At 52.2% G+C, this 11,630-nt stretch carries 11 protein-coding genes; 3 read left to right on the top strand and 8 right to left on the bottom strand.

The genetic code is table 11. The features are described from left to right. Positions 1–81 precede the first annotated feature (81 nt). Complete coding sequence (locus tag VFT64_05680) at positions 82–1,863, top strand: N-acetylglutaminylglutamine amidotransferase (GenBank protein ID HEU5047320.1); 1,782 nt, start codon at positions 82–84, stop codon at positions 1,861–1,863. A 22-nt stretch (positions 1,864–1,885) separates the two neighbouring features. Then, positions 1,886–3,097 carry a YbdK family carboxylate-amine ligase gene (locus tag VFT64_05685; protein HEU5047321.1) on the top strand — a complete coding sequence of 404 codons (1,212 nt, stop codon included), beginning with the start codon at positions 1,886–1,888 and terminating at the stop codon, positions 3,095–3,097. A gap of 33 nt (positions 3,098–3,130) precedes the next feature. Here VFT64_05685 and VFT64_05690 read toward each other — a convergent pair whose 3' ends face one another. Together VFT64_05690 and VFT64_05695 are read right to left on the bottom strand one after the other, a co-directional pair. Next, positions 3,131–3,937 (bottom strand): ferritin-like domain-containing protein, encoded by an 807-nt coding sequence (locus tag VFT64_05690; protein HEU5047322.1) that lies wholly within the window; start codon positions 3,935–3,937, stop codon positions 3,131–3,133. Positions 3,938–4,033: 96 nt separating this feature from the next. Continuing rightward, on the bottom strand, positions 4,034–4,960 hold the full coding sequence (locus tag VFT64_05695) for an acyl-CoA desaturase (GenBank protein HEU5047323.1): 927 nt from the start codon (positions 4,958–4,960) through the stop codon (positions 4,034–4,036). A 277-nt stretch (positions 4,961–5,237) separates the two neighbouring features. Here VFT64_05695 and VFT64_05700 point away from each other — a divergent pair, with 277 nt between their 5' ends. Next, positions 5,238–6,365 carry a YHYH protein gene (locus VFT64_05700; protein HEU5047324.1) on the top strand — a complete coding sequence of 376 codons (1,128 nt, stop codon included), beginning with the start codon at positions 5,238–5,240 and terminating at the stop codon, positions 6,363–6,365. On the opposite strand, the gene VFT64_05705 is transcribed toward VFT64_05700, so the two are convergent. The 6 genes from VFT64_05705 to VFT64_05730 all read right to left on the bottom strand — a co-directional run bounded on the left by VFT64_05705 (position 6,362) and on the right by VFT64_05730 (position 11,609). Beyond that, on the bottom strand, positions 6,362–7,012 hold the full coding sequence (locus VFT64_05705) for a dihydrofolate reductase family protein (protein ID HEU5047325.1): 651 nt from the start codon (positions 7,010–7,012) through the stop codon (positions 6,362–6,364). The two genes, VFT64_05700 and VFT64_05705, sit on opposite strands and share 4 nt — an antisense overlap. A 35-nt stretch (positions 7,013–7,047) precedes the next feature. Then, positions 7,048–8,022 (bottom strand): SRPBCC family protein, encoded by a 975-nt coding sequence (locus VFT64_05710; GenBank protein ID HEU5047326.1) that lies wholly within the window; start codon positions 8,020–8,022, stop codon positions 7,048–7,050. Then, positions 7,997–8,386: a metalloregulator ArsR/SmtB family transcription factor gene (locus VFT64_05715; protein HEU5047327.1), complete on the bottom strand. Its 390-nt coding sequence runs from the start codon at positions 8,384–8,386 to the stop codon at positions 7,997–7,999. Before VFT64_05715 ends, VFT64_05710 begins: the two co-directional genes overlap by 26 nt. A gap of 91 nt (positions 8,387–8,477) precedes the next feature. Next, positions 8,478–9,533 carry a PA0069 family radical SAM protein gene (locus VFT64_05720; GenBank protein ID HEU5047328.1) on the bottom strand — a complete coding sequence of 352 codons (1,056 nt, stop codon included), beginning with the start codon at positions 9,531–9,533 and terminating at the stop codon, positions 8,478–8,480. An 85-nt stretch (positions 9,534–9,618) separates the two neighbouring features. Continuing rightward, positions 9,619–10,671: a hypothetical protein gene (locus VFT64_05725; protein ID HEU5047329.1), complete on the bottom strand. Its 1,053-nt coding sequence runs from the start codon at positions 10,669–10,671 to the stop codon at positions 9,619–9,621. 41 nt (positions 10,672–10,712) lie between these two features. Next, positions 10,713–11,609 carry a prepilin-type N-terminal cleavage/methylation domain-containing protein gene (locus VFT64_05730; GenBank protein HEU5047330.1) on the bottom strand — a complete coding sequence of 299 codons (897 nt, stop codon included), beginning with the start codon at positions 11,607–11,609 and terminating at the stop codon, positions 10,713–10,715. Positions 11,610–11,630 lie beyond the last annotated feature (21 nt).

Consider the following 11,630-nt stretch of genomic DNA (forward strand, 5'->3'; position numbering starts at 1 on the left):
CCGTCATGCAGAAAGCGGCGCCTTGCGCCATGGTTTTGTCTTGCCGTTCGTGGCAAGGCATTAATAAACTAAGGAGGTTTTATGTGTGGAATTGCTGGATCATACCAGTTCAATAATCAGGGAGCAGCGCTCTATAATCTGGAGAATGCGAATCTGAAACAATGGCTGCGCGGGCCGGATGGTGGCGGTTTGTACCAGCTGGACGGGCTGGTGCTCGGCCATCGCAGGCTTAAGATATTCGATCTTTCAGACCGTGCCGCCCAGCCGATGGTGGATCATGCGTTGGGGCTTGCGCTGGTCTTCAACGGCGCCATTTATAATTTCAAGGAATTGCGCAAGGAGCTGGAAGCCAAAGGATATAGCTTCTATTCCGAAAGCGACACCGAGGTTCTGCTCAAAGCATATCATGCATGGGGCGCGGACTGCGTATCTCGCATCCATGGTATGTTCGCATTTGCGGTATGGGAACGCGAAACCGGCACGCTGGTGATTGCGCGTGACCGCATGGGTATCAAGCCGCTTTATTATGCCAATACGGCGGATGGATTCCGCTTTGCCTCAACGCTTCCGGCATTGCTGGAGTTTGAAGGGATCGATACCTCCATCGATAAGGCAGCTCTGCATTATTATCTGACATTCCACGCCGTGCCGGAGCCGCGCACGATTCTTTCCGGGGTGCGTAAGCTGAAGCCGGGATCGATTATGACGGTAAAATCTGACGGCACTACGGAAGTAAAGCCCTATTGGAAACTGCAGGTAGATGAAAATCAGGCGAACGGATCGCTGGACGAAAGCCAGTGGCTGAAAGCGACGCATGATGCGCTGCTGCTTGCTACAGGTCGCCAGCTTGCTGCGGATGTTCCTGTCGGTGTGCTGCTTTCAGGAGGGCTGGATTCCTCGCTGCTGGTTGCGCTCGCGGCGCAGATGGGCGGCCACAAGATCGAAACCTTTTCCATCGGTTTTGAAGGTGCGAACGGCGAAGCAGGGGATGAGTTTATCTACTCGGATAAGGTAGTAGAGCATTTTGGAACCTCTCATCACAAAATGTATATCTCCAACAAACAGCTGACGCACTCGATGGCGCAGTGCGTTGCTTCCATGTCTGAGCCGATGACAAGCCATGACAATATTGCGTTCTACCTGCTCTCGCAGGAAGTGGCCAAGCATGTGAAGGTGGTGCTTTCGGGGCAGGGCGCGGATGAAATGTTCGCGGGCTACCACTGGTTTCACTCGATTGCGAACGACGCCACGACGCCGGAACAGTCCGGACGCACGATCCTGAATACGGTCGCGGATAACACCTACGAAGAATATCTGCAGCTTGTCCGGCCGGACTTCCGCACAGAGGATCATGCGGCCACCTTCCTCGAACAGATGTGCCGGGAGAATGCGACCGCAAACACGGTAGATAACCTTCTTGTCTATGAAGGCACGTTCGCTTTAACTAATGGCCCGCTGGAGCGTGTGGACAATATGACCATGGCGGCGAGCCTTGAGGCGCGTGTTCCGTTCCTGGATGAAGTGGTGGTCGAGGCAGCAATGAAAATGCCGTTGCGCTACAAAATGCCTGACGGCGGCAAATATATCCTCAAGCAATTGGGGCGCAAAATATTGCCGCGCGAAGTGGTCGACCGTCCGAAAGGCTATTTCCCGGTACCTGCATTACGTTATCCGCATGGTGCGACGCTCGAGTTTATCCGCGGCGTCCTGTCGGAGGAAAACGTGCGCAGGCGCGGTATGTTTGAATACAAGGCCATTAATGAAATGCTGGAACATCCCTTAAATCATACGACGGCGCTCGGAGCATCCAAGCTCTGGCAGGTCGGTGTGCTTGAATACTGGTTGCAGCAACAGGGATTATAACAGGATTATAGGAGAAATGACGATGGAGAACACAACACTTGCGGCAGGTATTAATCGAACATTGAAAAATGTCGCATCAAAGCTACCGCGTCCCCTTCGCCCTAAAAAGGACGAGATAGAGTTTGTAAGTAACGGGGTATTAACCCTGGGGGTGGAAATAGAGCTTCAGTTGATTGACCCGCAAACCTGCAATCTTGCGCAGCGTGCGGAAGAGTTATTGAAAGCTTCTTCCCATTTGAAGAACGTGAAACCGGAATTGCATCTGAGTACAGTCGAGATCAACACGGACATATGCGCGAATGTGCAGGATGTCGAAAGAGATCTCCGGGCGACCATGGACGGGCTGGACATCATTACGGATCAGCTCGGTATCGAGCTTGCGGCGACAGCAGTACACCCTATTGCAAAATACTCAGACAGTATTATTTTCCCTAATGAGCGTTATCTGGATCTTATCGACCGCAATCAGTGGCTCACGCGTCGCCTGAATATTTTTGGAGTGCACGTCCATATCGGTATGCGCAGCGGAGACGAGTCGATTTACTTCAATAACTTCTTCATCAACTTTTTGCCGCATCTGCTGGCATTATCAGCAAGTTCGCCGTTCTGGCAAGGTGCGGATACAGGACTTTCTTCCTGCCGCGCAACCGCTTATGAAGCGCTGCCTACAGCCGGGCAGCCTTATCCGGTGCGTAACTGGAAGGACTTTGAGAATTTATATGAGACGCTTAAGAAATGCGGCTCGATCAAACAGCTTAAAGACCTGTGGTGGGATCTGCGCCCGAGTCCCGGCTACGGTACGCTTGAATTGCGCATCAGCGACGGCTGCTCCACACTGTATGAGACATTGGCCATCGTTGCATTCATCCATTCACTCGCTCACTGGTTTGCGGATCATGGCAGCTGGTACGAGTTCGGGCACTATCCGCCGGTCTGGATTTTGCGCGAGAATAAATGGCGTGCCATGCGCCACGGCCTGGATGCGGAGCTGGTGATGAATATCGACGGCAAGACCAGACCCATGCGTGAGGATATAAGGGAATGGGTGGAGAAATTGAAACCTTATGCAAAAAAGCTCGGCTATCAGGAATATCTTGCTGATCTGCTGATGCTGGTAGAGCGTGGCCCGAGTGCCGACCGTCAGCGCGCTGTGTTCAAACAGACAGGAAAGCTGGAGGATGTTGTGAAGCTCAATGTCCGTGAATACCGCAACCGCAAACCGGAATGGGCGTAATACGTGAAGATGGGGGCTCAGGCCCCCATTTTTTTAAGCCCTGGCTTGCCAGCGTATGGCATTCCACGCCAGCGCGCTGGAAATCTTATATAGCATCGTATGCGGTTTGAAACCTACGGTCTTAAAAATCATCGCCATCATCTGGTCGATGTGCTTCCTGTGATACAGCCTTCCGACATTCTGGAAATAACGCTTGGCATAAAGTTTGCGGTCGTAAGCAGGCTGGTTGGGAACTCCCATATGCGCTGTGAAGAAAGCATAGGCAAGCTCATCATCATCGCTTTCCGCCACGCGACCGAACGCAATGGAAATGCGCTTCCACAGGCTGATGCTTTCTTTCTGCTGGTATTGTTTATACAGTTTGTAGAATAGTTTATAATGGCGGAATTCATCGGCAGCAATTTTGGAGCAAATGGCCTTGAGCACGGGCTCATCCGTATATTCCATGATGGCGGTATAATAATTGCTGGTTCCGGTTTCTACCACGCAGCGTGCAACCCACTCACCGGTACGTGAACCGCGCACAGAGGTAGTGACGTTAGTCGGAAGCTGGTAACCGGTTGTAAATGCTTTGAAGCTTTCATCGAAATGAAAGGTAGGGTCGGCCAGTTCCGCCCATTTGCGCAGCGCCTGTCCATGTTGGACTTCTTCCTCAGCCCATTGTTCGATGGTGGCGTAAATCTCCGGATCGTCTACGAATACTTCGCGCAAATAGCGCCCGTAATCCTTGCCGTTATATTCCACCATGCAGGCGGCTTTTACCAGCGACACCAGCTCAGGAGCTGCCTTATTCGCCTCAAATGCATGCCAAGGAATATCGTCAAGCGACCACGTTGCCATGTCTACCTCAAATTACCGATGCTAAAACAGGCATCGTAAGCAGGGCGCAGACAATGTCAACCTCAGAAACCTCAGTCAATCAGGATAAATCGAAGATTAAGCGGCAGGCATTCTGATCTTCCAGGCGATTCCCAGCCAGGACATGATCTTGATTACCCAGTAGCTTATATCGATCTGCCACCAGCGCAGGCCGTGCTTGGCCGAAACAGGGAAAGCATGGTGATTGTTATGCCAGCCTTCGCCAAGCGCCAGAATCCCGAACAGGAAGTTATTGCGGCTCTGGTCGGTGGTCTCGAACTCCCTGCCGCCCCACAGGTGACAGATGGAATTGATGCCCCAGGTCACGTGATGCACAAGAAATACTCTCGCCAGTCCGCCCCAGATAAAGCCTATGAATGCGCCATCCCATGAGCGGGTAATCAGCGCGCCGATTCCGGCGGGTACCAGCAGGCCAACCAGTGCCCATAGCGGGAAGAGGTCGCTTAAGGTACGCAGCAGTTTGCTGCGCTGGAGATCTTTTACATAGCGGTACAGTTCCGGAGGATCCGGTTCAAAAAACCAGCCGATATGGGCATGCCATGCGCCGCGTATCCAGTTGAGCAAGCCTTTGCCAGCGTTAACGGGTGAATGCGGATCGTCATCCAGATCGCTGTGCTGGTGATGCATGCGGTGCATCGCGACCCATTTCAGCATCGGTCCCTGCAGCGCCATCGATCCCAGAATGACGAAGATGGATTGGACGATGGGATGCGTTTCAAACGCGCGGTGGGTAAACAGGCGGTGGAAGCCAACCGTAATCCCCAGTACTGTCAGCACATACATGCTGACAAGCAGGGACAGATGCAGCCAGCCGAAGCCGTAATACCACAACGAAATAATGCCGACGATCATGCCGATAAACGGTATGACGACGACACCAAGCGTGCCGGTCATAACGCCATAATCTTGCCATAACGTCGGGGATTTTGGGGCTGGCCGGACTTCTTCCGGCACAGAAGAAAGAGAAGCAGTAAGTTCAGTCAATGTCGGTATCCTTCTAATGTTCTTCTAATAATACTCCTGTTTATAAAAACAATCAACGAGGCAATTATAGATAGTTACATAAAGGAAAAAAATTGTTGCAGTCAGTATACAGAAATACAAGCCGCTGAACGGTATGTAAATTCTGGTGTGCAGATGCATAATATTTCCGGCAATGCTTTGAAATAATCCCGTCATAATACGCCACTATGTCGGGCAACGCGTTTGACGGCTTGATGGGGGCGTGTTATGCAAGGCAGATTAATATGCGGTATACGATATGATGATGAGAAACGGCAGGACGCTGTCGCTGCTTACAGTTCTGCTGTTGAGTGCACCCTTAGTGGCATGGCCGGCGCAACATTCGCTTAGCGACCGCGAACTGGAAGCAATGGCAGGCAGTAAATACGTATCAGGAGAGCTTCCGCTTGGCGACGGGCATTATGTGACGGATGTGCCGCGCAAGGGCTATATTTATTTGTGCCATCCGATGCGTGGTGGGGGGGGCGGTGCCCAGCACGTCGGAAGCTGGATCCACGGCAAAAGCTGGAACTTCAATCAGAAAATTGCGGTGCAGGGCAGGATGATGTGGCGTGAGGCGCAATTCAGCGACACGCTGAAGGATAGTTTGCGTGTGCTCACAGGCAACGGATTACCGATAGGCGCTACGACGGGAATCTTTCCCGTGCAGCCAGCCGACCCCGCTTATGCGTATGACCGCAATCCCAATCATATCCAGCAGCAGTCGCTGCAGGATACATTGCCGGTTAACCCCACTTATTCCGATACGCCTTACTGCATGGGCGGTGAGGCTGGGATCATGTTGAATGGCGTGCCACTCTTTAACGGATTTGATGCCGGTATGCGCGATGCTGCCGCGCATGAAATACAGGATTCCTGTAACGGACATCCCCAGCGCTCCGGCCAGTACCATTACCATAGCCTGAGTTCCTGTATCAGGGATGTCAGCGAACAGCGCGTCATCGGTTTTGCGCTGGATGGTTTTCCCATCACCGGCCCGGAAGTGTCACCCGGAAAATACCTGACCACGGATGATTTGGATGAATGTCACGGCATTACCAGCGAAATCGTTCTGGATGGTAAGAGAACCATGACCTATCACTATGTGATGACAATGGATTTTCCCTATTCGGTGAGCTGCTTCCGTGGTAAACCGTCGCGCACTGGTCCTGCGGACAGCGGACGAACAGAAGAAAGCCGCCCTCCGCAGCGAGAGGGGCAGGAGCATGGACATATGCCGCCGCCTGAGGCAGTGCAGGCATGCAATGGAAAAACACAAGGCGCAGAATGCGGTTTCATTTCGCCACGGAGAGATAAAATCGCCGGCCGGTGCGACACGCCGCCCGGAAGCGGCGTGCCAGCTTGCATCCCGGATCGTAGACCTTAGCGGGTGCTTTTAGTAATTGTGAGATGAATGGCGTTCGCCGTTGATTGGTGAGCGCTGCATTCATACCCCAAAGCGGAAAGGTTCAGGCCCTCAAACAGATTCTCGCCTGTTCCCAGGAACACCGGTGACATAGCGATGTGAAGGTTATCCACCAAGCCTGCACGCAGATACTGTTTCAGGGTGGAAACGCCGCCGCCGAGCCTGATGTCTTTGCCGTTTGCAGCCTCTTTCGCCTGTTTCAGCGCCGCTTCAATACCATCGGTGACAAAGTAGAAAGTCGTTCCACCTTCCATGACAATGGGAGCCCTGGGATAATGTGTGAGTACAAACACCGGGACATGGTAAGGAGGATTATCGCCCCACCAGCCTTTCCATTGATCATCCGGCCAAGCTTCTCTGACAGGACCAAACATGTTTCTGCCCAAGATCCAAGCTCCAATGTTGTCAAAGCTGCGTTCGGCAAAGTCATTATCCACGCCTGTTTCGCCACCTTCCTGACCAAACATGGTCCGAAAATATTTGGTTGTGACCATCCATTTATGCAGAGCCTCCCCATTGATTCCGAGTGGACTCTTAAGGCTTTGATCAGGGCCTGCGCCATAGCCATCTAACGAGATGGAGAAGCAGCGCACTATAAGTTTAGACATGGGTGAAACCTTTTCTGAAATAAGTATATGAAAATTTAGGCAACCTTGATTTCGCTGTCGCTGATCAGATAGACTTCCAGCTTGTCGAAAGAGCCCTTCCAGCCTTGCGTCATGCCGGTTCTTCCATTGCGGAAGGTTTCGATTTCTGCCGTCGTCGCATCGCCTACCACTTCCCACAGTACCGAAACGCGTGTCTGGTTAGGGGCTTCTTCTGCGAACAGGACGGTTGTGCGCATCGTTTCCGGCCATGTCGGCGCCATGGGATGACGTGCGACATTCTCATTCTCATCACTGAAGCGTTGAGTGTAAACAAGACGGTCAGGTCGCTTGATCTCCTGATAGCTTACATTGCCGTACATCGTCATCTTGCCGTCATTCGATGTCATGGCATAAAAGCTGTTGCCGCCTTCGCGGATATCAGCGCGGATAAACTGCATCGTAAATCCGGTCGGTGCAAGCCACTGAGTGAAATGATTCGGGTTCGTCCACATTTCGAACATGGTTTCCAGAGGAGCATCGAATGTGCGGTTGATAACAAAAATTTCCTGGCCTGAAGAGGATTTCTCCAGATATTCCGCAAGACGGTCCCAGGTGGAGTTGCCGCTGGCCTTCTTGATGATTTCCTTGGTCTCCTTGAGAGCTTCAGCGGAAGGCAGCGCCATGCACATGTCCATCGTGGTCTTGCCTTTCTTCTCGCTGAACAGCACCGTCACGCGGAACATGGGGGGCTGGTCTTCATTGCCGCCATGGTCGTAAACGAGCTTGGAATAAGGCTCCACTTCGAAATACTTTGTGCTGTTAGGATAGTTTATGCCGTCCGGCCCGTGCATGGTGTAGACCCAGCTTCCACCCGGGCGCAGGTCTTTGCTGTGAGTGGTAATCGTAAAACCGCGCGGGCCCCACCACTGTGCTGCCTGCTTCGGATCGGTCCATGCGTCCCATACGGCTTTAACGGGCGCGTCATAGACACGTGTGATCCTGAGTTCATTTGGATTTTGGTTTGCGGTCATGGTGAGTTCCTTTCTTGGTTGATGATGTTTTAGTCTGGTTAGTCGTCACAGTTTTCAGGTATTCACCGAGACGGTCGAAGCTTTCTTCCCAGAAGGCGCGGTATTGCTCCATCCAGTTAGTCGCATCTTTGAGCGGCGCCGCATTCAGTTTACAGGGACGCCACTGCGCTTCTTTGGTCTTGGTAATCAGCCCTGCCTTTTCCAGCACCTTCAGGTGCTTCGTGATCGCGGGCAGGCTCATATCCTGCAAGAAAGGCTTTGCCAGTTCGGAAACGCTGGCTTCCCCTTTGGAAAGACTTGCAAGCATGGCCCGTCTCGTCGGGTCGGCAAGGGCGGAAAATACCTGGCTCAGATGGTCCTGCATATTTAACCGTTAGATTAATTAACTGATTGGTTAAATATAAGTCGAAACGCTCTTGCTGTCAATACGGAAATGGCAGATGCCGTAAGGGCTCTTAAAGCAATGATAATTGCACGTCCTGACGCTTGAAGTGAGCGGTGGAAAGAATGGAAGAGCGTTTATCCAGCCCGTTGGCTTTCCGGGCCTGTGCAAACATCTGCGCGATATGATCGGCATACGTACCTTCGCCTTTCATACGGCTGCCGAAATCGGAATCGTAAAGTTCGCCGCCGCGCACATCGCGTATGCGGTTAAGCACTTTTTCCTTCCGCATCGGATAATGTTCTTCCAGCCATTTCTGGAATAAATCCTTTACGCTGTGGGGCAGCCTGAGCATAACATAATGCGCCGAGCGCGCACCGGCATCGGCAGCGCTTTTGAGAAGCGTTGGAATTTCATGTTCTGTGAGACCGGGAACGATGGGGGCCATATTAACGCTCACCGGAATGCCAGCCGCGCTTAACTCTTCGATCGCCTGCAGTCGCCGCTTGGGTTGGGAAGCGCGTGGCTCCATCTTGCGTGCAAGTTCGCTGTCCAGCGTCGTAATGGAGATAACGACATGAATGGCGTCATAAGAAGCAAGCTCTTTCAGGACGTCGATATCACGTGTGACGAGATGATTCTTCGTAATGATCGCAGCCGGGTTCCGAAACTCCGCCAGCACCTGCAGGCAGCTTCGCGTAAGTTCCATTTTTCGTTCCAGCGGCTGATAACAATCCGTTACGCCGCTGAGTATAATAGGCTGTGGTTTCCAGCTTTTCTTGCGCAGCTCTGCGCGCAGCAAGGCAGGCGCTTCCGTTTTGACAAATAGCTTGCTCTCGAAATCGAGCCCGGCGGAGAGGCTGAAATATTCATGCGTCGGCCGCGCATAGCAGTAGATGCAGCCATGCTCGCAGCCGCGATAAGGATTCAGTGAAACCGAGAACCCCACATCAGGGCTGTCGTTACGTGCAAGGATGGAGCGCGACGCATCTCGGAAAACCTGAGTTTCTACCTGCTGCGCGTCCTCCTCTTCGTAAACAACCTCAATCCGCTCAAAACGCCCTTTGGCAAGCTCGCCGGTGCCGCGTCCTTTCACATTCTTACGTGCCGCCTGGAACGTATCGTCCATATATTTTCTCCTGCAGTATTAGGGGGAATTATGATTAATGTACACTAATCATAATCAAAATACTACACGAAAATTCGAAGAGTTATTAACGCTGCATTCGTGGGCTGGTAGGTGATTGGAGCGACCGGTACGCATCGTATAAAGGTTTCGCCGTACAGGCTTCCGTGAACATATCCAGCGCCTGTCCTCTGTGGGATTGCAGTGTGAATAGATTCGCCATCCAGATATGACGCTCGCGAAACATGGTAAACATAGACTTCACATAAGCTTCCGTAAAAGTGGGGCTGTATTGCTGATCATTAGCTTGGTTGATGGTGAAATTATATTCGCTGTCCGCGATGCGGATCTGAGATGCCAAAGGAATACCCGCCGGATCATTCACTCCGGCAAAGGTCTGGTCAATCACCCGATGAAGATTATCATAAAAGATGCCCCACCCATTTACGGCGCTCTGCATAGCCGCGACACTAGCATTCTGCTGTTCAGTCAGGTAAGTGTGCGTGCTGATGAAATCGGGAATATAATCTCGGTTGCCGGATTGCTGATAGGCAAGCTTTACCGAATCCAGAAAATTCTTAATCCAGCCTATATCTTCCGGATAACTGTTAGCGAGAGCAGGGCCGCCTATATAGATTTCAAACCCCAGGGAGCGGGCGTAGGCTTTAAGCTGCGGTACCGTCTGCTCCCAGTAACGTGCGTAGGTAATACCGTCCCACTTGCAATAATTGTCGGGCTCGTTGGCAAATTCATAAAGCTGCACTCTGCTGCCTGCAACCTGGATAATGTTCTTGAGCCACTCCAGATTCCAGGCGTTAGGTGCACCGTTACATTGTTTATCCCAGATGGGCGGCAGCTTAATAATAGGGTAAGCGCCCACAGCACGCATGCCGTCAATGGCGTGGCTGAAGCGCGTAACCGCTTCTCGTGTATCCAATTTTGTCCAGTTGCCGAAACGTATGACGCGAATCCCCGCATCTTTTATCTTATGACGGCAAGCTGGGAGGGTGATTGCAGTGCCGCCGTCCGTATCCCATGCGCCGATTTCAGAGCCGTAAATAAAATCCGTTCGGCTGAAAACGGAGCGGTCAAGCAGCGGCAGCATATCGGCTTGTGCAGGCAGAAGGAAAGCCAGAAGCATAATCGCCGTTGTAAAAACACAGGACGCAAAGGTCATTTTCATTATTGAAACCGGAATGAAAGGGCGCAATTAGGTTTGGTGGCATTCTGTTTCAGCGAATAGGTCTGAACACCTGCTACGTTATTATTGTCATAGCAGTTCGTGGTAGCATAAGCCGTAGCCGTCGTAGAGGTCAGGCAATCGCCCGTGCCGCCGTTTGCACCCTGATTGCCCGCGCCAGCCGCCCAAATGCTGTTGGAAGTGGAAATGTTTCCATTCAGGTAACAGGCGGTAACTGAGCCGGATTGCGGCATGCCGTCATCCGTTTTCTTATCGATATTATAGGCTTGTACCACCGAGAGGCCCGGATCGGTGCCGCCCACCAGAAACCACCCGACATTGGAGGCGGACGAAATACCGAAATAATTCGTGCCGGAAGTGCTGTAAGTATAAACGAATATAGAGGAAGCAAGCTTGGAAGCGGGAAGAACGGCAGGATAATAAATGGCAGTATTGGTAGTTTCGCTGGGAGCAGCTCCGCCTGAAGCACTAAAGCCATCCACAAGGCTGGCGTAATTCAGATCCTGCCAGAAGACGAGCGTTTCACCGCATCCTTCTTCAATGCCCAGATTGCTTCCGGCGGTATTATTGCAGTTCCCTTCCAGTATGCCGTTGCCATCGCCTTCACCTGCCAGACTTCCGCGGGCGATGGGAAAACCGAAATTGCTGGCGGCGGGATTAGGAATATCGCCTGGAAGATATCCATATTTGTTTTGGAATGTGCGGACAGCGGTATGGTATTTTTCGATCTGGGAAATCTGTGCGCGTATCGCAGCGGCATCGATAAGATCCCTGCCTGTCAGAATACCTCCGACGATCAGCCCGACAATGACCAGGACGATACTCAGTTCGATAAGCGTAAAACCTTGCGTTGTGCCCCGGCGGGCGGAAGAGTACATGTAATGCAGGTATGGCTCTGT

This window comes from Rickettsiales bacterium (assembly GCA_035765535.1).
Lineage (GTDB): Bacteria > Pseudomonadota > Alphaproteobacteria > Rickettsiales > JABCZZ01 > JABCZZ01.

Bases quoted from the DNA above. Each gene is read 5' to 3' on its own strand.
- VFT64_05700 (HEU5047324.1), top strand. From the start codon at position 5,238: ATGATGATGAGAAACGGCAGGACGCTGTCGCTGCTTACAGTTCTGCTG.
- VFT64_05725 (HEU5047329.1), bottom strand. From the start codon at position 10,671: ATGCTTCTGGCTTTCCTTCTGCCTGCACAAGCCGATATGCTGCCGCTG.
- VFT64_05705 (HEU5047325.1), bottom strand. From the start codon at position 7,012: ATGTCTAAACTTATAGTGCGCTGCTTCTCCATCTCGTTAGATGGCTAT.
- VFT64_05720 (HEU5047328.1), bottom strand. From the start codon at position 9,533: ATGGACGATACGTTCCAGGCGGCACGTAAGAATGTGAAAGGACGCGGC.
- VFT64_05710 (HEU5047326.1), bottom strand. From the start codon at position 8,022: ATGACCGCAAACCAAAATCCAAATGAACTCAGGATCACACGTGTCTAT.
- VFT64_05730 (HEU5047330.1), bottom strand. From the start codon at position 11,609: ATGTACTCTTCCGCCCGCCGGGGCACAACGCAAGGTTTTACGCTTATC.
- VFT64_05680 (HEU5047320.1), top strand. From the start codon at position 82: ATGTGTGGAATTGCTGGATCATACCAGTTCAATAATCAGGGAGCAGCG.
- VFT64_05715 (HEU5047327.1), bottom strand. From the start codon at position 8,386: ATGCAGGACCATCTGAGCCAGGTATTTTCCGCCCTTGCCGACCCGACG.
- VFT64_05685 (HEU5047321.1), top strand. From the start codon at position 1,886: ATGGAGAACACAACACTTGCGGCAGGTATTAATCGAACATTGAAAAAT.
- VFT64_05690 (HEU5047322.1), bottom strand. From the start codon at position 3,937: ATGGCAACGTGGTCGCTTGACGATATTCCTTGGCATGCATTTGAGGCG.